This is a genomic window from Wolbachia endosymbiont (group B) of Melanargia galathea (assembly GCF_964030625.1).
Classification (GTDB): domain Bacteria; phylum Pseudomonadota; class Alphaproteobacteria; order Rickettsiales; family Anaplasmataceae; genus Wolbachia.
On sequence record NZ_OZ034910.1, the window covers coordinates 819,853 to 845,734 of the forward strand.

At 34.4% G+C, this 25,882-nt stretch carries 19 protein-coding genes and 1 tRNA gene; 10 read left to right on the forward strand and 10 right to left on the reverse strand.

What is annotated here, in order from left to right:
• Positions 1-14: 14 nt before the first annotated feature.
• From AAHF52_RS03620 to AAHF52_RS03640, 5 genes are all read left to right on the forward strand, one after another.
• Positions 15-1,382 carry a DUF350 domain-containing protein gene (locus AAHF52_RS03620; RefSeq protein WP_264376612.1) on the forward strand — a complete coding sequence of 456 codons (1,368 nt, stop codon included), beginning with the start codon at positions 15-17 and terminating at the stop codon, positions 1,380-1,382.
• A 104-nt stretch (positions 1,383-1,486) separates the two neighbouring features.
• Positions 1,487-1,852, forward strand: a complete 366-nt coding sequence (locus tag AAHF52_RS03625) for a hypothetical protein (RefSeq protein WP_007302058.1) — start codon at positions 1,487-1,489, stop codon at positions 1,850-1,852.
• A gap of 51 nt (positions 1,853-1,903) precedes the next feature.
• On the forward strand, positions 1,904-4,258 hold the full coding sequence (locus AAHF52_RS03630) for a type VI secretion protein (protein WP_342068371.1): 2,355 nt from the start codon (positions 1,904-1,906) through the stop codon (positions 4,256-4,258).
• Positions 4,239-7,103 carry a hypothetical protein gene (locus AAHF52_RS03635; protein ID WP_264376614.1) on the forward strand — a complete coding sequence of 955 codons (2,865 nt, stop codon included), beginning with the start codon at positions 4,239-4,241 and terminating at the stop codon, positions 7,101-7,103. Before AAHF52_RS03630 ends, AAHF52_RS03635 begins: the two co-directional genes overlap by 20 nt.
• A gap of 283 nt (positions 7,104-7,386) precedes the next feature.
• Positions 7,387-8,343 carry an IS5 family transposase gene (locus tag AAHF52_RS03640; protein WP_213863789.1) on the forward strand — a complete coding sequence of 319 codons (957 nt, stop codon included), beginning with the start codon at positions 7,387-7,389 and terminating at the stop codon, positions 8,341-8,343.
• Between the two features lie 102 nt (positions 8,344-8,445).
• Here the strand turns inward: AAHF52_RS03640 and AAHF52_RS03645 are convergent, their stop codons facing one another.
• From AAHF52_RS03645 to AAHF52_RS03680, 8 genes are all read right to left on the reverse strand, one after another.
• Positions 8,446-9,519: an ankyrin repeat domain-containing protein gene (locus AAHF52_RS03645; protein ID WP_214303222.1), complete on the reverse strand. Its 1,074-nt coding sequence runs from the start codon at positions 9,517-9,519 to the stop codon at positions 8,446-8,448.
• A 91-nt stretch (positions 9,520-9,610) separates the two neighbouring features.
• Positions 9,611-10,390, reverse strand: coding sequence for an SDR family oxidoreductase (locus AAHF52_RS03650; RefSeq protein WP_007302062.1), 780 nt, complete (start codon positions 10,388-10,390; stop codon positions 9,611-9,613).
• Positions 10,391-10,395: 5 nt separating this feature from the next.
• Positions 10,396-11,040: an alpha/beta hydrolase gene (locus AAHF52_RS03655; RefSeq protein WP_052264810.1), complete on the reverse strand. Its 645-nt coding sequence runs from the start codon at positions 11,038-11,040 to the stop codon at positions 10,396-10,398.
• 97 nt (positions 11,041-11,137) lie between these two features.
• Entirely contained in the window at positions 11,138-11,503 is a 366-nt protein-coding gene (locus AAHF52_RS03660) for a hypothetical protein (RefSeq protein WP_006014880.1), read from the reverse strand.
• Positions 11,504-11,597: 94 nt separating this feature from the next.
• Positions 11,598-13,394 carry an aminopeptidase P family protein gene (locus AAHF52_RS03665; protein ID WP_264376616.1) on the reverse strand — a complete coding sequence of 599 codons (1,797 nt, stop codon included), beginning with the start codon at positions 13,392-13,394 and terminating at the stop codon, positions 11,598-11,600.
• Between the two features lies 1 nt (position 13,395).
• Positions 13,396-15,444, reverse strand: coding sequence for a tRNA uridine-5-carboxymethylaminomethyl(34) synthesis enzyme MnmG (gene mnmG / locus AAHF52_RS03670; RefSeq protein ID WP_007302065.1), 2,049 nt, complete (start codon positions 15,442-15,444; stop codon positions 13,396-13,398).
• Between the two features lie 89 nt (positions 15,445-15,533).
• Positions 15,534-16,064 carry a hypothetical protein gene (locus AAHF52_RS03675; RefSeq protein WP_007302066.1) on the reverse strand — a complete coding sequence of 177 codons (531 nt, stop codon included), beginning with the start codon at positions 16,062-16,064 and terminating at the stop codon, positions 15,534-15,536.
• 147 nt (positions 16,065-16,211) lie between these two features.
• Positions 16,212-16,287: transfer RNA gene (locus AAHF52_RS03680), tRNA-His, on the reverse strand.
• A gap of 131 nt (positions 16,288-16,418) precedes the next feature.
• On the opposite strand from AAHF52_RS03680, the gene murJ reads away from it, so the two are divergent.
• The 3 genes from murJ to AAHF52_RS03695 all read left to right on the forward strand — a co-directional run bounded on the left by murJ (position 16,419) and on the right by AAHF52_RS03695 (position 21,969).
• Positions 16,419-17,915 (forward strand): murein biosynthesis integral membrane protein MurJ, encoded by a 1,497-nt coding sequence (gene murJ / locus AAHF52_RS03685; RefSeq protein ID WP_026097235.1) that lies wholly within the window; start codon positions 16,419-16,421, stop codon positions 17,913-17,915.
• Positions 17,916-18,290: 375 nt separating this feature from the next.
• The gene (locus tag AAHF52_RS03690) at positions 18,291-20,780 is read left to right on the forward strand and encodes an AsmA-like C-terminal region-containing protein (protein WP_342068372.1); all 2,490 of its coding nucleotides are present in this window, start codon (positions 18,291-18,293) and stop codon (positions 20,778-20,780) included.
• 232 nt (positions 20,781-21,012) lie between these two features.
• The gene (locus tag AAHF52_RS03695; protein ID WP_213863789.1) at positions 21,013-21,969 is read left to right on the forward strand and encodes an IS5 family transposase; all 957 of its coding nucleotides are present in this window, start codon (positions 21,013-21,015) and stop codon (positions 21,967-21,969) included.
• A 144-nt stretch (positions 21,970-22,113) separates the two neighbouring features.
• On the opposite strand, the gene AAHF52_RS03700 is transcribed toward AAHF52_RS03695, so the two are convergent.
• Both AAHF52_RS03700 and AAHF52_RS03705 read right to left on the reverse strand, forming a co-directional pair.
• Complete coding sequence (locus AAHF52_RS03700; protein WP_007302070.1) at positions 22,114-22,659, reverse strand: ankyrin repeat domain-containing protein; 546 nt, start codon at positions 22,657-22,659, stop codon at positions 22,114-22,116.
• Positions 22,660-22,712: 53 nt separating this feature from the next.
• Positions 22,713-23,888 (reverse strand): phage portal protein, encoded by a 1,176-nt coding sequence (locus AAHF52_RS03705; RefSeq protein WP_007302071.1) that lies wholly within the window; start codon positions 23,886-23,888, stop codon positions 22,713-22,715.
• A 311-nt stretch (positions 23,889-24,199) separates the two neighbouring features.
• On the opposite strand from AAHF52_RS03705, the gene lipB reads away from it, so the two are divergent.
• Together lipB and AAHF52_RS03715 are read left to right on the forward strand one after the other, a co-directional pair.
• Positions 24,200-24,817 (forward strand): lipoyl(octanoyl) transferase LipB, encoded by a 618-nt coding sequence (lipB, locus tag AAHF52_RS03710; protein ID WP_052264792.1) that lies wholly within the window; start codon positions 24,200-24,202, stop codon positions 24,815-24,817.
• On the forward strand, positions 24,817-25,776 hold the full coding sequence (locus AAHF52_RS03715; protein WP_052264793.1) for an LD-carboxypeptidase: 960 nt from the start codon (positions 24,817-24,819) through the stop codon (positions 25,774-25,776). Before lipB ends, AAHF52_RS03715 begins: the two co-directional genes overlap by 1 nt.
• Positions 25,777-25,882 lie beyond the last annotated feature (106 nt).

Below are 25,882 nucleotides of genomic sequence, written 5' to 3' on the forward strand. Positions count from 1 at the left end.
ATGAGAGGAATGTTATGCTAGGTACTTTAAAAAAATCTAGAAGTAATGATTTACCTTATCAAATAGAAGAGCTTATTCAATCTTTGAGTAATGAAGAAGATCGTAAACTGTTCACCAATATATACAAAAAGGTCACAAAAAAAAGACATAATCATGAAAATCTAAAAAAGGGAGATGGAACTATCGCAAAATGCATAGAGTTGTTCAACAAAGGAGCTGATCCGAACATATTAATTAAATTAGAAAAATTACTGAGAGAGCAAGAAAAATATTATAATTATTACACCAAGAAATTTCTTCCAGCATTGGAAAAAGAAGTGATAGAGTCAGAGGAATTAATGAAACCTTCAGTACTTAACAATGAAGAAAAATCATCACAAAGATCACCAACAATAAGAGGGGAAATATTACGAATAATTTTAGAAATTACTAATAAGGGCAGTGACAAAAATCATTCTAGCGTTATTCAAAATCAACAAGATAGACAAGGTAATGCGGAAACATTTAACAAACAAAGTCTTTCTGGTAAAGTTGAAATTCCTAAAAATTCAGGTATTAATCCTCTGGAAAAGGATTCTTTAGCTAAGGGTGTAAGTGGAAAAGGAACTCCTGGCAAATACAACATCTTGAGAAATTCAAGTTATTATGGTGCTTCAGCACATCCTACATCAAAACAATCGCAAGCAAGAAAGGAGATCGCACAATCACAATTGAATAGTCAATCTGATCTTTCGATTGATAGTAAAGATTTAAAAAATGAAAAGCCTAATATAACTGTGAATGCTGTAGAAGTGCCAAGCGGTGCAAATACTTCTAAACTCAGTAGTAGCAGTGACTTAGATAGTGGAATAAATTCATCTAGCTTGGCATCAAGTAGCAGAAGGAACAGCTTAACTTCAGTAACAAGCATTTCATCTGAGGAAAGTGTACACTTAAAATTAAACCCTGCTGAGAAAGATAATAGTTTGCAACTAGAAGATGAAGGAAAAACAAAATTAGCACATCCGAACAAAACAAGGCCCAAAGGCCCAAGCGGAAGAATATCCCCTTCTAAACATTATAAGAAGACTGAAGAAGGGCCTCATTGTGTGATCTCAGTGACAGGCAGTAAGGTAAAAGATACAATGCAATCCAATAATTATGAAAATAATAGTAAAAACAAAAATCTTCACGTCGCACTTGTAACAAGTTCTGCTCTCTTAGCAATAGGGTGCATTGTTGCAGGAGCAATGACATCAGGATTAGTAGGAGCAGGACTGTTTGTGGTGGCTGCGGTGTTTGCTACAGCAGCTGCTGCTGAATTGTGTTCAAACTTTCTGTCAAGTAAATTGACATCCATTAGTGTGAGTCCTCTTGTTGATAATAAAGAGCTAACACGGTGATAAAAGTTAAATATGAGTTACTTATGGTGAGCAAGTGAATTCGGTTCTTGCCTATTGATGTAAAAATTGTTACATTTGAGGAGTATCTTAAAGGTATTTAGCTGATGCGTATTCAATTGGGTAGAGTTTTTGCTATTGTAGCCCTGTTAAGTTTTATCTTCATGTCATGTTCTAGCAAAGCAAGTGATGAATTGAAAAATATACCAGGAACGTTGAAAGAACTTATTTCTTCATTTTCAGTTAAAGATACTGTAGAAAATATGAATCCTTCGACAATTATAGGGTTATGTATAGCTACAGTGATACTTGCAGTAGTGTTCAGAGGCCTAATTTTTTTCATGATAATATTTGGCGTACTGATCATGATGTTTGGAAGCACAGAAAAGGCAACAGATTACCTGAAAGAAAAATTCAACTTTGCAAAGGACATACAGTTACAATCCAATAACAAAAAAGAAGATAAGGATTAAGTAAGATAGATGATTCTTTATTATCTTTTTATTGAATACGCATGATATTGTATGCAACCAAAAGTACCAGCCACTAGATCTAATTCTGAAAAAAAGAACAATTTAGCGTTACTAGAAAGTATTAATTTAGATTTTATCCCTTATGCTTGCCACTACGATGAAGAAACTATACTAACAAAACAGGGGGAATTATTAAAAATAATCAAATTAGAAGACTATTCTTCAGTTGATAACTATGGTGATCTTAGAACTGAAATTAGAAAAAGTATATCAAAAAATATCAAGAGTTTATATTTTACCGTTTGGATTCACACTGTCCGTAAGCGCAATAAACTGAGCTTACAGTGGAATAAAACTTCAGACTTTTCCGATCAGCTACACTCAACGTGGTTTAATAAACTAGTTGATAGTAAACTACAGTATATAAATGAGTTATACATTGTGGTGTTACTTAGTGATTTTGGCAAACATATTAATAATGCATTTTTTTTTGGCAGGATAAAGAATAGGCACAAGTTATTTTTACAAAAAAATCATCAAGAATTACAAAAAATAACTGACCTGATTCAAAAAGATTTAGAACCTTTTGGAGCTAAAAAACTGGGCCTTAGGTCTAGTGAAGGCAAAATATATTCTCAAATGATGGAATTTCTCCATTACATTATTACATTAACGCACAAAGATTATCCAATATGTGAAAGGGATCTATCGCAGCATGTTAAAAATTTAAAAGTAGCTTTTGGTTTCAATAAATTTCAAACATCGTTTGAAGGTCAACAGAAGTTTGGTTCTATTTTTTGCATAAAGGAATATCGAGAAATCCCCTTAGAAAATATAGATAGGTGTTTGCAACTTGACTCTGAGCTTATCATCACAGAAATAATAATATTTACTAGTAATAATAAAGCAGTAAAAGAATTCAAAAAACAAATTAATATACTGCAAATCAGTGAGGACAATACCTTACTTCAAAACTCAGGAATAAATGAAATAATAGAGCTTGAAAAAATTTCTGCTATGGATTTTTGTCAACAGAAAATTATTGTTACAATCTTTGCAGATGATAAGAATAGGTTAGCTAAAAATATCAGTGATTTATCCTCTGTAATGTCGTTAATCGGGTTGATGATGTTTAGGACTGATCTGCACATGGAAAATCATTTTTGGGCACAGCTTCCTGGAAACTTTGCTTTTGTTACACAACCAAAAAATATATTAGAAAAATATGCTTGCAGCTTTGCTATGTTGCATGATTTTACATCAGGTACGTTAAAAGGAGGAAGATGGAAAGAAGCAGTAACAGTTTTTTTTTCAAAAAAAGGCAGTCCTTACTTTTTTAACTTTCATGGAAAGAAAAATAATGGTCATACCACAATACTTGGAGCTCCAAATTCAGGTAGAACCTCACTGATCAATTTCTTACTTTCGGAATCAAGAAAATTTAACCCTAGGATTGTTATATTGGATAATACTGGAAAATCAATAATATTTACTAAAGCAGTAAGCGGCCAATATTACATAATTGATCCAAAATATAAAGATAAAAGTCTAAAATTTAACCCACTGAACATTGAAGATAGTGCTTCTAATCGCAATATGCTTGTTGAATTGATCAAAAGGATGGTTGCAGATGCAAGTTTGGTAGACGTAGAAGAAAAGACAAAAAAAATTGTAGATTCTATATTTGCTATACCAAGAGAATCGCGATCTATTTCTCAAATTTCTGAAGTGCTTTTACTTCTTGGAGGCAAAATAAGTAAATGGTGTGGTGAAGGTGAATTTGCTTACTTATTCCAAGATGGTGATGAGTCAGACATTGACTGGGGAACAAAAACTATATCCCTCAATACTGCAAATCTCACTAAGCAAAAAGAATGTATGTCCGTGATACTTTACTATTTCTTATACTCTTTCGAAGCAAAATGTGATGGCTCACCTGCAATACTTGTTTTGGATGAAGCATGGGAGATAAGTAATATTTTTCCTACAGAGGGAGAGTTTGACGACTGGATGCAAAGAATGACAAAGTTAAATGTTGTAGTAATTCTAAGTACTGAAAACTTAAACCTAGCATTTGCTAGCAAGTTTACTCAATATTTAGATAAGCATGTCGATACGAGAATCCTGATGCCGAACATCAATGCAAACAGATTATACATGAAGGCATTTTCTCTGTCGAAAGAGGAACTGAATGTCATTTTGCAAACACCAACACAGGAAGGTTTATTTTTGATAAAGCAATACAAAGGTTTAGTAACTTTAAATCTAGATTTGAAGAATATGAAAGAAATAAATGTACTTTCAGCTAATAAAGAGACTATAAAGTATATGTATGAAGCAATAAAGGAAAAAGGCGAAAAAGTGAGTAAGTGGTTACCGGCGTTCTATGAAAAATGTAAAGCTTAATTTTTTATTGATATTCTCCTTGATATTTTGTCTTTCTTATCAAGGATATGCTGATTGTCCAACATTTGTAAAAAGTAATACTGAAATTGAAGCTACAGGAAGTAAAGCAGGAAAAGGTATTGCGAATTTTTTTAAAGGCAAGTGGAGCGATTTAGATTTTGACGAAAAATTATTGCAATTTATTAAAGTTACAGCAGTAAATAATCAGGAACCAGAAGGTTACTTCGATCCAAAGATTAAGGTCTGCGATTACGAAGGGAACGACAACTGTTATATATTATCCAGTGGAACATTCTGCCGCCAGATATATGGAACGCAGAGTACAGGAGCTGGAGTTTCTGCAGCAGCTTTTATAGATTGGGAAGGAGATAAAACAAAAGCTGGAGGAGAAATTGCCCAAGGTCTTGGATGGGAATGGGCAGATGGTGTTACTGATGAAGAAAAAGTAAAATTTGCTAATTCTCCTAAGATATGTGCTTGTAGTCAAAAAGGGGCTTGTATGTCAGGAATTTCTTCATGGGGCTCTAGAGTATTTTCTGGGGAAAATATTTTTCGTCCTGGAGAGATGGAAAAAGTTTGTGATACATGCTATCAAACAAAAGTAAAGTGTGCCCCTGTGCAACTTGCACCTGGCCCACCTGCATTTTGTGAACAACTTGCGATGTCACCACCACAAGTTAGAATTGTCCCTATAACAAATGAAGAAAATGATTATTTCCATCCAAGAGTTGGAGTCATTATTGGTGAGCTGAAGGAAAGAAGAGAGCTACCTTTTCCACGCGTTATTTCAAGTAATAAAAACATTCAAAGTGCTACATACTCTATTCCAGATAAAGATACCCACCATCACTTTAAAACTTATAGAAAAAAAGGTCAGCTCTGCACTGAATATTATGGTACTGAGAGAGAAGAGTCCAAAAGAAAATTACAATTTCCTGCTCGCTGCTTCCCAGCGCCACCTGCTCCAAAGATTGAAGAAGTGAGCATACCAAAGCCTAATGAGGGTAAAGGCGAAAATACGCTAAAAGTAAAAATGAAGATGAGTGAGAACGTTTGTACTTATGACGCACGTGGAACTCACAGTAATGGCATCTGTACTTTTTATGTTAATAAAAATTCTCCTACATATGTTGGCCATCTACCTTTAAAAGTAGTAAAGCCAGCAATAGTGGCAAAAACAACTGATAGCAGTAACAGTAAAAGCGACATCGATAGCGTAATAGAAGGTATATTAAAAAATAATTCGCAATTTGAAGTTCTAGAAAAATATGGATATGTTCCCGATATTGAAACAGAATGTAAAGAGCTTCAGAATGGTAAGTGCAAACTAGATGGCTCAGGATATCCAAAAGTAGAAATAAAATATAAAGAAAATTCTAAAAGTAAAATGCTCTGCCTTTCTGGGTGGCAACCAGAACCAGAGGAGTTTGTTCTTAAAAAAGAAAGTAAGCTAATATCGCTAAAATCAATGGGGGCAAGATACAATAAATACAATACTGTTTATTCAAAGGAGTCTGATCAGCTTTATTATTTTCCCTGTAACGAAACAATTGAGGTTTTAGCAAAGCCACAAGATGCACTGAATGAAATAATATTTAATAAAAAAGGATATATTTCCATTCCTGCTGAAAATAAGTCTAGAGATAACTGCATGGCAAAAGAGGATAAAGAGGTAGATACAAAACAAAATTGTGACAAATGCAAAATAGTATATGAGTTAACAGATGGAAAGTATGAAGAAAAAAACTGTAATCACGGTGATGATGGTTGCCTCTGCTTTGATGGAGTATGTAGTCGCTCAACACAGTATGTAGATAAGAATGATAAACTATTTTACTTAAGATATGAGGAAGTGGATTGCAAGGATAAGGATGGTAAAACAGTAAAAAACGAGAAAGGTGAAATACAAAAGTGCACACAATTAAAAAATCAACCGATTAAAGCAAATAGAACAGAAGTTTTTTATGCTGATAAATTGTGTAGGTTCGATTTAGAGGGTTTAAAAAAGAGATTACGTGAAATAATAATAGCACAATTGAAACATAAGAAGCAGATTATTGAAAACAGGGATCAAAAACTTTATGAGCTTGGAGATGGCTCTACAGATGATCTGTCAATGTATGATTACGTTGAAATAGAAGCATGGGGAGGTGGTGAAGCTGGTCATATAGATGGTAAAGCTCAGTCTACTGTAAGTAGACTAGGAATGCCAGGTGATTACATTAAAGCTAAACTGAGAGTCAACCCTAGTTATCCATATATTAAAGTAAAAGTAACAGAAGGAGGTGGTGGACAAGAAAATGATAAATCTAACAAGGATGGGGGACCAACTTTAATAAAAATGTGCAGAGACTCTTCAGAAACAATTTGTAAAGATTTAATTACTGTTGCAGGCGGAGGTACATACAGAACCTATGGGGGAAAGAATTACAAAGATACAATAATTCATGAACAAAGTTTAAAATTAAAAGAAGAAATTAAGAAAGGGGACAAGCTAAACTCTAGTAAAGATAATAAAATAGCATATATAGAAAATGGTGAGATTGGGTATAAAGATGTAACAAAATGTAGTAAAAACTACGTGAATAAAACATATGGTGCTGGTGGTTGTATCAACGAAAGCAGCAAAAGTTATAGCAAGGGCGCTCCTGGTTATGTGAAAATTAAACCTATATTTGAGGAAATTAATGAAAAAAGAGTAAAAAAAATAGATGATGCTATTGAAAAAATGATACAAAATCCAGATGACATCACAGGTATTGATGATTCCTTAATAAATAAACTTGATCAAAAGATTATTGATACAATTAAAGAAGAAATTAGAAAAGAATTGTTAGGTCTATAGTCAAAGAACCCTGATGGTTGCAAATGGGGTAAAGTCGAATTTACATCACTGAGACAGATGCATGTCAAACCAGTGTTTCTTTTCTTGTATCTCAGTTCCCATAATGTCATCCCAGTGCGTGACACCATTTCTTTCTAGTGCTTCCTTCCTTGTCATCACAGCTTCCATAATGTCATTCGAGTAGCTGACACTGGAATGGCTTTGTTGCACCACTCAAGGAAAGAACAGGCAGTTACTGATGGAATTTGTTATAAAATAGATATTTAGCCGACAAAGGAAAAATATGCCAATAAGAATGAAAGTCAGTAACTGCAATGAATATAACAAATTTCTTCAAGAAAGGGGAAATGTTTTTCATTATATCAACGATGCCATTGAAAATTGGTACGAAAATAGTCCAAAAGTAGCAGGTGGCAACAATGTCTACAGCGACAAAGTAGTGATTCTAATTCACATAATAACCTATCTATTCAGGATTGGTCTTAGGCAAACAGTGGGATTTATAGAGAAATATCTTGAGCAAATAGGGAAAATTTTGCAAATTATCAGCTATTCGCAGGCTTCAAGAAGGTTTAAAAAGCTTAATATCAAAATCAACGACTGCAGAGTTGATAAGAACGATATGGAAGATATTGAAATTGCTATAGATAGTACAGGTATCAGCATCTACAATAATATTCCAGGCCATAGTAAGGCAAATGGTACAGATAGAAAGTATCGCCGCTATGAGCAAACAAGAAAGCTACATGTAATGCTAGAGATAGGTAGTAAAAAAGTTATAGCTGCAAAATACAGTAGTGGAGTTTATTCCGACCACTATGGAGCCTGTGATCTTATTGAAAGAGTGGATACCAAGTATAACATAAGCACGATATATGCAGATAGGGCATATAATCGAAAGAAGTTATACAAACTGTGCGATGAGCTTGACATAAAGACAAGGATTCCTCCGCAAAATAATGCAGTAGAGCATCCAAAGTTGGATTATATGAATGAGAGAAATTCTACAATCAAGCTCATAAAGTCATATGATGAAGATGGTATGAAGAGGTGGAAAAAAGAGATAAATTATTGGAAGAGATCTTATATAGAAAGTTTTTTCTCGCGACTGAAGCAAATATTTGGATTTAGTTTTAGGAATAAATCTGAGATTAATCGTGAGAAGGAACTGCTACTCAAGTGTTATTTGCTTAACAAATTTACTGAAATAGGCATGGCTAAGTTTGATATAGCTTCATGAATTTATTATACATTACCCACTATCCGAAGAGCTGTGCAACAAAGCCCACTGGAATCCATGTAAATTTAACTGGACGCCAATGTCACAAACTAGTTTTCTCATCTATCTTATTTTGCTACTCTGCTGAACAGATACGTCAATTTTATCTACTGATGAGCTAGGTTTGTTGTTCTTCACATGTTGTGACAAAAGCTCCATAATTTTTTTTTGCTCATAAAATTGCTGAAATGAATATATTCCATTCGAGCCAACTAACACGAAGAATCCTCCTTGTACATTTGGAGGATTATCATGCCAGCTAATTTTTCTTACGTATTCAGCAGCTTGTAAGGAAGTATCTCCTGAAAGGTTTTTAATATTAGGATCAGCACCTTTTTCTAGCAGTAATCTTGCCATTTTTTCATTACCTTTCATAGCTGCTATATGTAGAGGTGTATTGCCAAGCTGATTGCCAATATTGACATCCACCCCTTCTACACTAAGTAATAATTGAGCTACCTCGTCATGGCCATTATCAATAGCTACACACAAAGGATTCATACTGGTATCACAGCCATTGACTTTAGCACCATTATCAAGAAGCAACTTAACTACTGCTGCATGCCCATTCTGAGCAGCTAGATACAAGGGTGTGACATTATTTTTTTTATCTACTATGTTAACATCAGCATTTTTTGTGCTAATTAATAGTTCAACTATTTCAGTATGTCCGTTCTGAGAGGCTAAGTACAGAGCTGTTATACCAAATTCATTGTCTTTAGCATCAATCTCAATTTCTTGAGTATTAAGTAACACCTTTACAACTTCTACAAGTCCATTTTGAGCAGCAATATGTAAAGGTGTCTTACCATCAGTACAGTCTTTTATATTGGGATCAGCTCCCGCTTTAATTAACTCCTCTACTATAGCTTTGCTTTTAGCTACAACAGCAAAGTGTAAAACTGTACTGCCTTTAGTAGTTCTTGCATGAATATTAGCTTCTTTACTGATTAGTAACTTTACTACGTCTAAATGTCCTGAATAAACAGCAAAATGCAAGGCTGTAAATCCTTTTTTATCCTTGATATTGATATCAGTTTTTACATTAAGTAATAACCTAACTTCATTTATGTTACCATTATAAGCGGCTTGATGTAATAGAATATTTTCAACCGGGAGCGATTGAGTGCTGAACATATTTACCTCTATATAATAGTATGCCTAGTGGTACTACATCAAAACAAGGAACATTCAAGAAAAATTTTTTGCATCTGGCAATCTATTTTCTCTATTCTAATATATACAAACTCTTTAAACCCACCTTGTAATCAGGATAAACTAGAGAGACACCAAGGTCTTTTTTAATTTTAGTATTGCTTACTTTTTTTGACCCTAAATAAAAACCCCGTGCGTAATTTGGTACGGAAGAAATCTCAACTGGCTCTGGAGGGCTAATATTGAGAAGCTCGGCTGCATACGTGACCACTTCAGATTGCGTAGCAGGTAAATCATCTGCACAATTGTATATCTCATAAGGCTTTATATTTTGCATGGAAGAAAATAAAATATTCGATATATCTTCAACATGAACACGAGAAAAAATTTTTTTCACATTTCTTGCTTTGCCAAGCTGCAGGTCAATTAGCGCATTTCTACCAGGACCATATATCCCAGCCAAACGAAAAATATGTACAGGCAATTTGCTACTTAGCCACTTCTTTTCAGACTCAAGGCGCTTTTCTCCTCTAATTTCTATAGGCTTTGTTTCAGATTCCTCATTCACCCAATTACCACAGTGGTCACCATAAACATTAGTTGCAGACAGATAACCAAGCCATTTAATATTCTCCAGACAATGACCGTATCTCTCCATAACATCATCGCCGTCTGGAGGAATAGAAACTAAAACATGTGTTACGCTTTTAAGCAGATCTTGATCAACCTTTTCATAATCAAAAAGTTGTATATCTTTATTTCTTGATGTACCGTTAACTTTCCAGCCTAAATTTAGCAATTTTTTCGATAGAAATTTAGCTACATATCCGTAACCAAAGCAAAACAAGTGCATGGAAATTAATTTCCAAAATTTTTCTTGATAAACTCAACCCCTAACCTTATTCCTTCTTCATTAATAATATGGCCTAATCCATGAATTGGGTATCCTTGAGCGTTTACTCCATTTTCTTTCAGAGCTTTAACCGCTAAATCAAGGGAAGAAAAAGGTACCACATCATCAGCTTCACCATGAATAACACATATGCTGGGTTTTGATTTGATCTCCGGTGCAATTTTTGAAGGTGAAAGAAACCTACCAGAATATGCAACAACCGATGCACAAGACTGAAGCCGGGTAAGAGCCACATGTATTGCAAGCATTGCCCCTTGAGAAAATCCAACTAAAGAAAGCTGAGTATCTTTTAAATTAAGCTCCTTTAATTTTGTATCAATAAAATGATTTACAATTGATGCAGCATTTTTCACCCCATTATATAGTGCTTCTTCACTACGATCCTCTAAACTAAACCACTGATAACCATCACCTATTTCCCTCTCAAACGGAGCATTCGGTACCACAAAACATGAATCAGGCAAAAACTTGCTCATAACTTTAGCAAGATGCACGAAATTATCGCCACTTGAGCCCCAACCATGAAAAAAAATAATCAAATTTTTCTTATTTCCATTTGGGCAAATTTCTTGGCTTTTAAGTTCAATCATCTCTTCATCCCTTTATGTTTATATTTAACTCTATGGTAATACTAAATTTGAGGAACAAGACCTCACTACTGCTATAGCTCTTTGATATGAATAAATACTACTTAGCTTCAACTTTCTCTATCAATTTCTTGACCAAGCCTCTCAATCTTCTGCTGGAATCATCAAGCTCTTGAATTTGTGAAGCATCTTTTCTCATGAGCTCTTTGTGATTACTCTTTATGTAATCATACATTTCCTTCATCTGAGCAATCATCTTGTTGATATCCATACCACCCATATCAGGTATCATGCTAGGCATATTTCCTTCTAGCATACCGCCAGCCATAAGTTGCTGAGACATTTGCATGAATGGCTTTAAGGTCTGTTGAAGCAAATTAGGGTCGCTTGCCAATTTTTCTATTTGCTCTTTGCAAGTATCCATGTACTGCTTCATAAATTCATCATCTTGCACTTTATCTGTCATAATTACACCTATTTGAAACTAATATTATATATTGTTTTTAATTAAAAACAATACAAGAACAACTATATTAATACTTGATTAAATGACAAATTAACTATTTTAAAGGTTCACATACTCTCTTTAACCATTCCTTATCTTTTATGCCATTTTCTATATTTTTATAAACAAATTGGTGATAGCTATTTATCCATTTAACTTCATCTTCAGTAAGCATTTGTATATCTATTAGCTTTTTATCATAAGGAACAGAGGTCAATTGTTTAAAGCTTAAAAAGACGTTTTCTCGCCTTTCAATATACATCAGATTCTCAATTCTTATTCCATACTTTCCTGGAATATAATAACCAGGCTCGTTAGAAAGTATCATGCCTGGAATGAGTTCCACTTTATTTCCTCTTGATATTGTTTGCGGTCCTTCGTGTACCGAAAGGTAACTTCCTACTCCATGTCCTGTACCGTGCATGTAATCCATTCCAAATTTCCATAAATGTATACGCGCTAATATGTCCAATTCTCCACCAGTAGTGCCAGAAGGAAAGACCGCACTTGCTATCGCAATGTGAGCTTTTAATACTATTGTGTAGTGAGCTCGTTGCTCATTGGTTGGACTACCAATTGCTATAGTTCTTGTAACATCGGTTGTGCCATCAAGGTACTGACCACCAGAGTCAATTAAATACAGCCCATCTTCTTGAATGACTTTATTTGTCTTATTGCTTGCACGGTAATGAATGATTGCTCCATTCTCGTTGAATGCTGAAATTGTTGGAAAACTCGGTTGCTTAAACAAATTCTGCTCTTTTCTGTATTCTAAAACTTTTTCTTCAGCTTCAAGCTCAGTAATTTCACTGTCAATATTGTTTTCAAGCCAATATAGAAAATTTATAACTGCTACTCCATCTTTGATGTGCGCACTTATAGCTCCAGTTATTTCAGTTTGATTTTTTACTGCTTTGTGAATCAAACAAGGATCCTCCTTCTCAATTATCTGCTTATTTTCTATTAGACCTCTTTCATTACTTATTGTCATCCCAGTTCTTGACACTGGGATCCATGCTTTTTTATTTCTGGTCAAGCACTGGAATGACACCGAAGCTGATTTTTCATTTAAATAATGGTTATACAAGGGATCTATTGCATTCATAATGCTCATTGGAGTCGTGCTTGGATCTATCACCACCAAATTTAACTTATGTAGTGAATTTTCTAGCTCACTAATATCAAAAACATTTATATGGTTATCAAAATTTGCTTCTATAGTTGAATGTTCTTTATCTTGAATAAATAAATCAACATTGGCATTTTTATACAATATAGCACGACCCAATATACAAGGAGTATATTCAGAACTTTCATTTCTTAAATTTAATAACCACGAAATTGAATTTGGATCAGTCAGAAGCACTGCTTCAGCCTCTATGTTTTTAGCTACTCTTTCACATTTATCCTTACCACTCTCACCAGATACATGTGAGACTATTGTTTGTGCTTTATGACTACTATCTTTTTTAATTAAGTATGGTACTAGTTTACAAATGCCTTCATATTTTCTTATGTCCTTCATAGTAAAATATTGCGGATAGTAACCCAGTGAGGTAGTCAATGTTAAGTTTGCTTTTACCCATTTGTGTGGATCCTCTTCTTGTATATTATATACTCGAAAACTGCCCTGATCGAGCTGACTGCGAGCTTGTGTGATATAGCGTCCATCTGTAAAAAATGGGCACTTATTACTCTTTGTAACGATAAGTAGCCCATTTGTTCCCGTGAAGCCACATAACTCTGCTAACTCTTTTGAATATTCATTTAAATACTCGTCTTTAGTATTCAACATAAATGTATCAACATTTATTTCGTGCATAAAAGAGCGAAATTCTTCGATTTTTGACATGTTACGCAGAATTAGCAGCTATTTTCGTTTTCTTATTCCTAAGGTACACTAATATGCTAACTATCGCTGCTGGAGTGATACCTTGTATTTGCTTCGCAATACCAATTGTTGCTGGCTTTATTGACTGCAACTTTTCTATCACTTCAGTTGACAAGCCTTTAATCTGTGAGTAGTTGAAATTAGTTGGAATTTGAGTATTAACTTCCTCTTGTAGAAACTTCATATCTGCTTCTTGTCTTACTAAATAAGGCTTGTATTTTGCTTCAATTGCAACTGCTTCATATATTTCATTCTTGGCTATGCTATCAGTTATAGTGTTATTCCAGCACATGACGCTGGAATCTACATTTTTTTCAGTGTCAACTGCATCCATTCCATCATCATTCAAGTACTGGATCCCAGTGTCAGCTACTTGGATGACAGGAAGAGGTGCTTTGGCGTTATGCAAGTAGCTGACACTGGAACCCATGTTTAACTCTGGCCATATTTCTCGTAATTTATTCCAGTCAATATTTGGATAACCGAGCAAATCTAATGCTGTTTTTCTTATTCCATCATAAGATATTTTAATGCCATAGGACCTGAGCTGCTCAGGAGTAATTGTTAGGCTCTCTAATTTCTCCTCAAGTTGCTTAATGGATTTAAGTTTACCCTGCAAAACAGAGTATCTCTCATGCGACACAAGAGAGATGTCATAACCTTTTTGTGTCAATCTTCTATCTGCATTATCTGACCTGATTGCCAGTCTATATTCTGCACGCGAGGTAAATAATCTGTAAGGCTCGGTAATTCCCTTAGTGACCAAGTCGTCTATCATTACACCGATATATGAGTCTGTACGATGAAGAACAAAACTTTTTTGAGATAAAGAGAGTGCTGCATTGATTCCGGCAATAATTCCCTGCCCAGCTGCTTCTTCATATCCAGTGGTACCATTAATTTGACCAGCAAAATATAGTCCTTTAACTTTCTTAGTTTCGAGAGTATGAAATAGCTCTCGTGGATCGATATAATCGTATTCAACTGCATATCCAGGTCTTAATATTTCTGCATTTTCAAGCCCTTTTATACTCTTTATCATTTCATACTGCACTTCGATGGGCAATGAATTTGAAATTCCATTTGGATATATAGTGTTATCATCAATCCCTTCTGGTTCTAGAAATATTTGGTGATTATTTTTTTCTGCAAATTTTTTAACTTTAGTTTCAATTGATGGGCAGTATCTTGGTGCAATAACGTTATCTAAATATGAAGAAGCTGATCTGTGAAGATTCTCTCGAATTACTCTGTGTGTATGTTCATTAGTATGAGTAATAAAACATGAAACCTGAGGCTGGTTAATTTTCTCTGTAAGATAAGAAAATGGTGTAGGTGGATTGTCACCCACTTGTTCTTGTAATACCGACCAGTTTATAGTGCCACGATCAAGCCTCGGTGGAGTTCCGGTACGTAACCTGCCCAGTTTAAAATCATACTTCTTTAGCGTGTTTGCAAGCTCTATTGCAGGTTTATCTCCTATTCTTCCAGAAGGAGTTGTTTGCTCTCCTATATGAATCACACCACGTAAAAAAGTCCCTGTAGTCAAAACAACTCTGCTTGTCAGTATACGTTCACCTGAGTCTGTTATTACAGCTTTTATATAAGATTCTCCATTGCTATCACTTTCGATAAGAAAATCGTCAACTGACTCTTCTTTTACTGTCAAGTTGTTATAATTTAGAATAATTTCCTGTATTGCTTTTTTGTATAATTTTCGGTCTGCTTGTGCACGTGGGCCCCATACTGCTGCGCCTCTGCTGCCATTTAAAACGACCGAGTGTATGCTTGCTCGGTCGATAGCTCTCCCCATTATTCCATCAAGGGCGTCTACTTCTCTAACTACAACACCCTTTGCAACTCCTCCAATTGCTGGATTACAAGACATCTCTCCTATAGTTGAAATTTTGTGAGTTATAAGTAGCGTGCTTGCACCAAGACGTGCTGCAGCTGTAGCTGCTTCACACCCGGCATGACCGCCACCTACTACCACTACGTCGTACTTATGCATCTTCTTGAGTAATTCCTAATCTATAATATTCCAACTATCAGTGATTGATGTCAAATTTTACAGATTCCAGTGTTACAAACTAACTTAGCTCAAATTATCGTCTCTTTTACAGAAGAAACTTTTTCAACTGTAGGAGAGGTAATACGCTCATCCACTTCTTCTTCCTGAGATATTCTAACAAATGTAGAATCTGTAATCGAAGTTGCACTTGCTGCAAATGTAATTGCTGCTTCATCTGCACAATGCACTAAAGATGTGGCTACATAAACCCCCATAATTGTTGCTATTAGCCCTGTTATTGCACTTACTAAGATAATCACTGTTACTACTGGGTTAGGAAGAACAGCAATCACACTTGCATTAAGCACTGCCCCAATCATAGTACTTATAGGTATAGCCATACCCAAAAAAATTGCTATTTTTCCATGATCTTCCTCAATAGGATCTCTTTTGCAAAACTTATATAGCAAACATCCTACGTGCAAAACCGCAATCAATGCTAGAGCCATAGAACCAGCAATTGCACCTATGGCTAAAGGTGATGAAGTGTCAAAACTCAACCACCAAGCTAATATTCCTAGTGCTGACACTATACTATAAGCTAACAAACAAATATACATACAATCCCTCTCACTAATTAATAGGCATCATTTTTACTCTAAATTGCAAACTTCCCCTCCACCATCTAAATACTAGAGCAACAAGGAATGCTAACGGCCGTGCAAAAATATCTAATGTTTATATTTATGTAAAGTGAAAATTTTGAGTGGGGCGAGCGACCAGGATTGAACTGGCGACATTCAGTACCACAAACTGACGCTCTACCAACTGAGCTACGCCCGCCAAGATATAAAATTTTTAACATACGAGCACAAATAGTCAATTAATTATTTAAGTTACCTCCTTTTGCAGAGGGTTTTAAATATTTTCATTCATGCTTTTATCATTATACTCAATCGTATTGACACCATGATATGTTTAAAAGTATTTTCACATTTAGTTTTTTTACAGCTATTTCAAGAATCTCAGGGCTAATAAGAGATGTATTGATTGCTACGGTTATTGGTGCAACCTCTCTTGCAGATATATTCTTTTCCTCGTTTCGCTTTGCTAATTTATTTCGATCGTTTTTTGCAGAGGGGGCATTTACTACCTCATTCATACCATTATACTCTGCAGAGTCATATGATAATAAAAAGGCATTTAATTTCGCAAGTAGTGTAATATCCATTACGTTTATTATTCTAGTAATTTTTTGCCTTATCACACAAACCTTCTTCCCTTACATGATCAAAATCTTCACTCCTGGATTTGACCAAAATAAATTTACCTTTACTGTAACTTTGTCGAAAATTATGATGCCCTACATAATCTTCGTGTCAATCGCATCACTTATTGGTGGAATGTTGCAAGTAAAACAGCATTTTGCTTCAACAGCTATTTCACCAATCATTTTGAACCTCTGTTTAATCATCAGTTTGTTTTTACCTTACATTGAAACACCGGCTCATAACCTTTCTATAGCCGTCCTGATTGGAGGGATTTTGCAGCTACTTTTAATAATATTTAGTGCATACAAATTAAAGGCTTTCTTTTCTTTTAGTTTAGAATTAAGTAACGAAGTGAAGTTGTTTTTCAAGCGTGTAATACCTGCAATTATCAACAATTGTGTAATACAAATAAGTGTATGGATTGACACAATCATGGCGAGTTTTATACCAAATGCAGTTTCTTATATATATTATGCCGATAGACTAAATCAACTACCGCAAGGAGTAATTGGCACTGCAATTGGTACAGTACTTCTTCCTATGATTTCAAAACGAATAAATGATACTGAGAATATAGTCAAAATACAGAACAAGGCCCTTAATATAGGGTTAATATTAATTATGCCAATAACTGCTGCTTTTATCATTATTCCTGACATGATTTTACTTACGCTTTTTTCTTACGGCCGATTTGATTATTATGCAGTGCAGCAAACTGTTCCTACATTAGTAGCATTTTCTCTTTCTTTACCCGCATTTATTATAAATAAAGTATTGCTACCCACATTCTTTGCTAGGGGAAAGCTAAAAATACCAACTATGTTCTCATTAACGTGCCTTGGAATTAACGTAATACTAAATCTCCTATTAATGAACAAATACCAACATATAGGAATTGCTATTGCTACTTCCATTTCCACTTGGATAAATTCTATTTTATTGATTAATTATTTAACAATAAATAAGATGTATAAGCTTAGCCAAGCATTATTACTAAATATTGTAAAAATTCTCACTGCAACATTGGTTATGTCAATAGTTCTTTATCTCTCTAATTACTTATCAGCAGGGTTGTTTTTCGATAGAGGGCTAGCTCGTATTGTTTATTTAGTAACTTTAATAGCTTTGAGTGTTATTATTTATTCTAGCACTCTTTACCTGATTTTTAGAGGAAATTTGAATAATTTGAAATATGTGTAAATTACACCCTTTGTATTGCTATATGTCATTTCAGCTACTATTCCAATATCCACTTCTTTCATCCCATAACCTATTCCTGTCATCCCAGTGTCAAGCACTGGGATCCAGAAATTTTGTTGATTATATAATCTGGAAAACCTTATTTAAGTCACACTGGATCACAGTGTCACACACACAACTGTATAAGTGTTGTGGTTTGAGAGCAATTTCCACTGGGAACCCAGTGCTCATCAGACCAGCTTCTCATGTAAAAATGCTGTGCTTTAACATAAGAATAGCTACTTTTTTGCTAATTAACTTAATGTCTAATCAAATTTCCTGGATCCCAAACTGGGATGACAAGAAGAGAAGGGATGCTGGAATGAGAGGTCTATTATGAAACTTTCTTTATACGCCATATTATCAATCTCGTTGCTATTAATTCTCATGCACGTTGCTGCAACTTTTAAGGATTGGAGTGGCTACAGAGAATATATCGTAAAAGAGTTAGAGAAGACGTATGATGCTAAAGTACATGTTGGAAGAAAAATTGAAGTTTCGCTCATTACTCCAAAACTTACTATTCACAATGTATATGTACAATACAACAAAAACAAGGAGCAAAAATTATCAGATTTAATTAGTGCAAAAAAAATTGAAATAAGGCCATCGTTGTTTTCATTTTCATTGCAACCAAAGTCAATCTCATTTTTGGGCATGAAAAGCAACAAAGAAAATTTACTTAATATTATAAATACGAAAGCCAATGATAATATAGTTGATATATTAATAAAGGACAGCCAAATAAGTTTTAACGCCGATACTATTAATATCAAGGAAGTTGCTATAAAAAAAAATAAGCAGTTTTTTGGTGAAGTACAGATTGGTGACAACAATTACGATTTTTCTGGAAAGGTTAATGTCACAAAAAATAATGTACACATTAGTGTTGATTCAAATTTTGCAAATTTGCTATTTAAAGGTAATAGAAATCAAGAAGAGCTCAAGGGCAATTTAGTATTGACGATTAATAATAATTCTGATTCTATGAGCGGCTTGGCAAAAATCATTAATCTTAGCTTCCTTTCTTATGTGATTCCCAGCGAAAATATTGAGATATCATCCAATATCAATCTCAATGAAAGCGAGTTTACGGCAACTGATTTAAAAATTGAGTCCAAAAGCATGCAAGGCACTGGTATAATACAAAATGATAGAAAAAGTGATCATACTAATATCAATATTAGTTTTAGTAAAGTCGACCTAAAAAACGGCTCACACAAAACAACAGATATGAAGGGTCTTTTAGAATCTTTTAGAGAGGTTGTGCCAAAGAACCTGAGCTTGGATTTTAATATGGAAGCTTCAAATATTCAATATCAAAACAGGATATTGGACAAATTTCATGCTACGCTAAAATTTGCTAATGGCGAAATAAACGTTGATACTCTTCTTCAGTTTCCTGGAACCAATAATATATCTCGCTTATCAGGAAAAGTTTCAAACAATGGCAACTTGTCTGAATTTAATGGTGATATATTGATAAAGGGTGAGTCGTTCATTTCACATATTTTACCTTCTATCAAGATGCAAGAAAGAGAGAAAAGTCAATTTACAGCAAGTTCTAAACTATATTTAGCACCTAGAATATTATCTCTTTCAGATATCAGATTGCTAAATAACAAAGAATCTTGGCAAGGATCAATTAAGGTAAATCACACAAAAAAACACAATATGATCGATAGTAAATTTAGCATACATAACATTAATATAGATAAATATGATTATTCATTATTCAGCAAAGTGCAATGGCTGAAAAATATTAAATATGATGTAAATATAAGAACTAGTGTTAAAGATTCTATATTCAATGGTACAAAAATTGAAGATTTGGATTTTTCATTAAAAATACAAGAGAACAAGCTAGTTGCAGATAAAATAAAGTTATTCGGAGAAAATTTCGACATTACCGGTAGTGTAAAAATATTAGTGGATCAAAAATACACTAAGCCTTTATTAGACATAAACCTTACAGGTAATAAATTTAATGGAAATATCTTTAAATTACCAAAACTATTAGAGGTAAAAAGAAACTCAAGAAATGAAATAAATCAAATTCAATGGTCAACAAAGCAGCTTAATTTTTTAGATGAGAAAGGAGATTTTGATGCAAACGTGCAAATCAAAACTACAGAATTTAAAATTGGGCAAAACGTCTTAAAAGATTTTAACTTGGATACAGTGATAAGAAACAGCACTATCACTATCAAAAAGATAAGTTACATACTAGAACATGGACAAATGTTTTTTCAGGGTTATCTAAAAGCAGGCTCAATTCACATAAAATTTTCTATTGCAAATTTGGACACCAAGGAAGTTATAGGAGTTAATAACATAAATGGCAAGATAAGCTTAAGTGGTGAAATCAAAACTCAAGGGACAAGCTTTGATGATTGGGCTAGTAACTTATCAGGAAATGTAAACTTTCAAGCACAGAAAATAGAGTTTACAAATGTGGATTTTAATTCATTCATCACTAAGTTGTTAAGCAGTAAGAATAAACCTGAAATTTCCAAGCTTGCTTACGTTGATATATATAATGGCAGTACGCTTTTTGAAAATATTAATGGAAAAGTAAGTATTAACAGTGGTGTATGTTCAACTAGTTCACAGTTTAGTATCGATCAAGCATCAGGTTCTATCTCTTCTAATTTAATCTTATCTAAGTTCTCCTTAACTTCTATATTCAGACTCTTTTTCATACTACCAAATCATAATAGTCCTCTTTATATCGAGGCACACTTAGATGGCCCTATTTGGTGCCCTAAGATGAGTTTTGATGTAGACCAAATTTACAACACCTTAGTTAGCAAGAAAAATAGTTAACTCATTTAGCTACATGATTTAGGGTATCCGTTCAGCAGGGTGGCAAAATAAGATAGACAAAAACGTAGCAACAAATGGTCAGTGCCTGACACTGGCTTTTTCACAAAAAACGTTGTAGAGCGCTTTCGTCAAACTGGATCCCAGTGGGCTTTGTTGCACCACTCAAGGAAAGAACAGGCAGTTACTGATGGAATTTGTTATAAAATAGATATTTAGCCGACAAAGGAAAAATATGCCAATAAGAATGAAAGTCAGTAACTGCAATGAATATAACAAATTTCTTCAAGAAAGGGGAAATGTTTTTCATTATATCAACGATGCCATTGAAAATTGGTACGAAAATAGTCCAAAAGTAGCAGGTGGCAACAATGTCTACAGCGACAAAGTAGTGATTCTAATTCACATAATAACCTATCTATTCAGGATTGGTCTTAGGCAAACAGTGGGATTTATAGAGAAATATCTTGAGCAAATAGGGAAAATTTTGCAAATTATCAGCTATTCGCAGGCTTCAAGAAGGTTTAAAAAGCTTAATATCAAAATCAACGACTGCAGAGTTGATAAGAACGATATGGAAGATATTGAAATTGCTATAGATAGTACAGGTATCAGCATCTACAATAATATTCCAGGCCATAGTAAGGCAAATGGTACAGATAGAAAGTATCGCCGCTATGAGCAAACAAGAAAGCTACATGTAATGCTAGAGATAGGTAGTAAAAAAGTTATAGCTGCAAAATACAGTAGTGGAGTTTATTCCGACCACTATGGAGCCTGTGATCTTATTGAAAGAGTGGATACCAAGTATAACATAAGCACGATATATGCAGATAGGGCATATAATCGAAAGAAGTTATACAAACTGTGCGATGAGCTTGACATAAAGACAAGGATTCCTCCGCAAAATAATGCAGTAGAGCATCCAAAGTTGGATTATATGAATGAGAGAAATTCTACAATCAAGCTCATAAAGTCATATGATGAAGATGGTATGAAGAGGTGGAAAAAAGAGATAAATTATTGGAAGAGATCTTATATAGAAAGTTTTTTCTCGCGACTGAAGCAAATATTTGGATTTAGTTTTAGGAATAAATCTGAGATTAATCGTGAGAAGGAACTGCTACTCAAGTGTTATTTGCTTAACAAATTTACTGAAATAGGCATGGCTAAGTTTGATATAGCTTCATGAATTTATTATACATTACCCACTATCCGAAGAGCTGTGCAACAAAGCCATCCCAGTGTCAGCTACTTTCATGACAAGAAAAAAAGGACTGATTTCACATGAATCTGAACAGATACGATTTAGGAGATAGTAAACTTCATCTACCCTCTAATAATAAGACTTACTAGTTACTTGTAACTCTTCAATGCTTATATCGATGCAGCTTGTACTTGGAGTCTCCATATCTCCAAGCAATAACTTTGTTATCTCTGTGTGGCCTTTGAGAACAGATAAATGTAAAACAGTCTTGCTAGAATTATCTGCTATATTAATATTTGCTCCGTTTTTAAGCAATAATTTTACCACATTCTCATGGCCTCCCTGAACAGCTAAATATAAAGGAGTAGCACCGAAATGATTTCTTACATCAATATCTGCTCCGTTTTTAAGCAATAATTCCACCTCCTCTTTACAATTTATGGAAGCAGCATAATGTAAAGGAGTAAAACCATAATTATCCAATGCATTAACATTTGCTCCGTTTTTAAGCAATAATTTCACTTGCTCTAAGCGATTTCCGCAAGCAGCATAATGTAAAGGGACAAGACCTTCATTATCTGTTGGATTAGTATCTTGTTTGGCTCTCAACGATAATTCCATATGAGGAAGAGTCAATCGAGAATTACTTACTGAATTTTCTTGTTCTTGATACATAAAATACCTCTAATTTCTTACAGCTTAGTATAAATATCTATACTATATAAACATCAATTCAACTTATCACCACCGGGTAACGGTTGCAAGCCAAAAGCTTCTCTTTTTTCATTGAGCGTCATGAAGCTTGCGTTTTGCACGTATTTCCACATCTTTTGTCTTTTCTCCATTAGAATTTCTATCGCGTCTTTATCATATGACAAACATAAATCTTTGCCAAACTTGGGCACTAGCCAAGAATTCAGGTGACAGATAATATTTTCTAGCGTTGGTAAAATCGTCTGTTCCCAAAGGGAAAGACGTGCTTCAACTAAATTACTGTAAGTGTTATCACCCGGTATGCCAAGCAACTGCGGCGGAACGCCAAAAGCTAGCGCAATATCACGAGCTGAGCTATGTTTTGACTCAATAAAATCCATATCCCTCGGTGATAAGCTCATTTCCTTCCACTCTAAACCTCCTTCAAGTAATATCGGTCTTCCAGCGTTGACAGGACCTGAGTAATGATCATTTATCTGCGCTTTTAAGCGTTGGTACTGCTCTTGACTTAAGTTTCCAACGCTTCCATCCTTTTCTGATTTCACAACTATTGCACCACTTGGTCTTGCTCCATTTTGCAGCATTGCCTGATTCCAAGCACCAGCCTGATTATGCTGATCTATACTATATGCAGCTGCCTCAATTGGTGAAAGTCCATACCAATCATTCAAAGGGTTAAAGGTTTTAAGATGCAGTACTGTTGAACGCCCAGTCAATTTATCAACTTTAAAGTCATAACTGTTGTTATTTACGGTATAACGATAGGCATAAGGAACGTTACTTCTCCCCGGAACAATTTCAACTCTATCAGGGCGCAGAAGATAAAGCTCTGTTGGTTTGTTCTGCAGCTCAATCATCAATATATAAGAATTGCCGTTAACTAACCGATAAGTTACAATCCCCTCAATAAATTCTGATTTTGATGTCATTGGATTAGGAGAATAAAGTAACTTCAGTAACGGATGTGCTTTTAGTTGTGATTTTCCCTGGTCAGTAAGCTGGCAGAGAATAAAAGGTACCGAAGATGCAGCACTTGCGATCATATTAATTGCTCGAAAGGCAATAACATTTTTTATGTAACCTTCCTCAGCAAAACTTACATAATCACGCCTACTCCAACTTGGTTCCATCATTAGTTGCAAAGCAGAGTATTCACTGCTTTTCTTTCTTTGAAAAATGTTAAAATTCATATGTGCCTCCTGAAAAATTAAATTTGTTAAAAGATTAAAATTATAGTTGAATTATATCAATTGGTGTTACAAGAATGATATCATCTGAGTAGCTGACACTAGTTCGTTTGCGATAGTGCCATTCAAGTAGCCCATATTTGTCATCCAAGTAGCTTGACACTAGGATCCATCTTTTTATACAATTTAGTCAAATACGTTCCTTTTAGCGTAAAGCAACTATGCTCACCAGTTCAGTGTGCTATCTACAATTAAATTTCTGGATTCCAGTGTCAAGCGCTGGAATGACATTGATAGACCTAAAGAAATAGAACATGACAGAATGGCTAATCTCTAACCAATTTACTGATTATAACCATGCTATAAAATTCATGGAAGCAAAAATTCAACAAATTTACAATAATTTGTCTGATGAGCTAGTATGGCTGCTCCAGCACCCTCCACTTTACACAGCAGGAATCGGTGCAACAGATGATGACATTATTGAAAAATTATTTCCTATATATAAAACAGGTAGGGGTGGTAAATATACATATCACGGACCAGGGCAGCGCATTATATATTTAATGCTAAATCTTAAAAAAAGAAACAAATGTGACATAAAACTATATATCAGAGACCTAAGTAATTGGATCATAAATGTTTTAAAACACTTTAATATACTTGGGGAATTTAAGGAAGATAGAATAGGCATTTGGGTGAACAACAACGGAGTAGAAGAAAAAATAGCAGCTTTTGGCATTCGCTTGAGAAAATGGGTAACTTATCACGGCATAGCGCTTAATGTCTCTCCAAACCTTTCCCACTATGAGGGTATTATTCCTTGTGGACTAAAAGATTACGGCGTTACATCAATGGAAAAACTAGGAGTAAAAGTTTCTCTTTGCGAATTAGATGATATATTAAAGCAAGAGTTTCATAAGATATTTTAATGTATTCCTTTATTCTTTATTTTCTATGCCTTTTACTCACTAATCCTGCAAATCAAGTTGATATTATTGCTCCTTCTTCGAAGGGAAAAGAATCGGATCTGCCCACTATAAAAGAATCCGTAAAAACTTTGGGTTTTAATCCTCACATTTCGGAGAAAATATACAGTAATGACAACCCATTTTATTCTAACTCTGATGAGTTTAGAGCGAATGATTTGGTTAATGCGCTCACTGATGATAGCAAAATAATTTGGTGTATCAGAGGAGGAGAAGGGGCTTCTCGGCTAATTCCCTATCTAGAAAAGTTACCCAATGATAAAAAAGAAAGAATTGCTCAAAACAAAAAAATTCTTATAGGCTATAGTGATATCACTGCTTTACATATTTATCTGCAAGTTAAATATGACTGGCAAACTCTTCACGGTACCATGTTGGAAATGATAGTAAATAACTCTGTTGCTGAAACCTCTGTTGAAAAATTAAAAGAGTTAATTCTTAAGCAACGCAACTCTATCAGATTTGATAACCTAAAAATGATCGACAATGGCATTAGACTAAAAAATGGCAAATTAGAGTCTAAAATCATCGGTGGTAATATGACTTTGGTTGAAAATAGCATAGGAACTGCTTGGCAAATAAACGCAAAAAACAAAATTCTATTTTTAGAAGACATAAAAGTTTATCCATATTCAATTGAGCGAAGTCTAGATCACCTAAAACAAGCTCATATTTTTGATGGAGTAGATGCAGTAATATTCGGTGACTTTGTTAACTGTTATAATGATAATCTTGTTGAAATTGTAAAAGAAAGGTTTGCAAAAAGTGTTAACTTTCCAGTATTTACAATAAAAGGGGTAGGACATGGACATAGAAATGACCCTTTACCTCTCAACACTCACACTATCATCAGCATGCAAGACGAGAAAGAGTTTATGGATGTGCAACAGTTATACAAGTAGCTTTATCTCACACTCCTTTCATTCCAGCACCTTCGTTGTCATCCTAGTATCCCCCCTTGTCATCCCAGTGCCTAGACACTGGGATCCAGATCAAGTACGGCTATTA

What these genes read in the sequence shown, in the direction of transcription:
- AAHF52_RS03620 (WP_264376612.1), top strand. Translation starts at nt 15, where the DNA reads ATGCTAGGTACTTTAAAAAAATCTAGAAGTAATGATTTACCTTATCAA.
- AAHF52_RS03625 (WP_007302058.1), top strand. Translation starts at nt 1,487, where the DNA reads ATGCGTATTCAATTGGGTAGAGTTTTTGCTATTGTAGCCCTGTTAAGT.
- AAHF52_RS03630 (WP_342068371.1), top strand. Translation starts at nt 1,904, where the DNA reads ATGCAACCAAAAGTACCAGCCACTAGATCTAATTCTGAAAAAAAGAAC.
- AAHF52_RS03635 (WP_264376614.1), top strand. Translation starts at nt 4,239, where the DNA reads ATGAAAAATGTAAAGCTTAATTTTTTATTGATATTCTCCTTGATATTT.
- AAHF52_RS03640 (WP_213863789.1), top strand. Translation starts at nt 7,387, where the DNA reads ATGCCAATAAGAATGAAAGTCAGTAACTGCAATGAATATAACAAATTT.
- AAHF52_RS03645 (WP_214303222.1), bottom strand. Translation starts at nt 9,519, where the DNA reads ATGTTCAGCACTCAATCGCTCCCGGTTGAAAATATTCTATTACATCAA.
- AAHF52_RS03650 (WP_007302062.1), bottom strand. Translation starts at nt 10,390, where the DNA reads ATGCACTTGTTTTGCTTTGGTTACGGATATGTAGCTAAATTTCTATCG.
- AAHF52_RS03655 (WP_052264810.1), bottom strand. Translation starts at nt 11,040, where the DNA reads ATGATTGAACTTAAAAGCCAAGAAATTTGCCCAAATGGAAATAAGAAA.
- AAHF52_RS03660 (WP_006014880.1), bottom strand. Translation starts at nt 11,503, where the DNA reads ATGACAGATAAAGTGCAAGATGATGAATTTATGAAGCAGTACATGGAT.
- AAHF52_RS03665 (WP_264376616.1), bottom strand. Translation starts at nt 13,394, where the DNA reads ATGTCAAAAATCGAAGAATTTCGCTCTTTTATGCACGAAATAAATGTT.
- mnmG (WP_007302065.1), bottom strand. Translation starts at nt 15,444, where the DNA reads ATGCATAAGTACGACGTAGTGGTAGTAGGTGGCGGTCATGCCGGGTGT.
- AAHF52_RS03675 (WP_007302066.1), bottom strand. Translation starts at nt 16,064, where the DNA reads ATGTATATTTGTTTGTTAGCTTATAGTATAGTGTCAGCACTAGGAATA.
- murJ (WP_026097235.1), top strand. Translation starts at nt 16,419, where the DNA reads ATGTTTAAAAGTATTTTCACATTTAGTTTTTTTACAGCTATTTCAAGA.
- AAHF52_RS03690 (WP_342068372.1), top strand. Translation starts at nt 18,291, where the DNA reads ATGAAACTTTCTTTATACGCCATATTATCAATCTCGTTGCTATTAATT.
- AAHF52_RS03695 (WP_213863789.1), top strand. Translation starts at nt 21,013, where the DNA reads ATGCCAATAAGAATGAAAGTCAGTAACTGCAATGAATATAACAAATTT.
- AAHF52_RS03700 (WP_007302070.1), bottom strand. Translation starts at nt 22,659, where the DNA reads ATGTATCAAGAACAAGAAAATTCAGTAAGTAATTCTCGATTGACTCTT.
- AAHF52_RS03705 (WP_007302071.1), bottom strand. Translation starts at nt 23,888, where the DNA reads ATGAATTTTAACATTTTTCAAAGAAAGAAAAGCAGTGAATACTCTGCT.
- lipB (WP_052264792.1), top strand. Translation starts at nt 24,200, where the DNA reads ATGACAGAATGGCTAATCTCTAACCAATTTACTGATTATAACCATGCT.
- AAHF52_RS03715 (WP_052264793.1), top strand. Translation starts at nt 24,817, where the DNA reads ATGTATTCCTTTATTCTTTATTTTCTATGCCTTTTACTCACTAATCCT.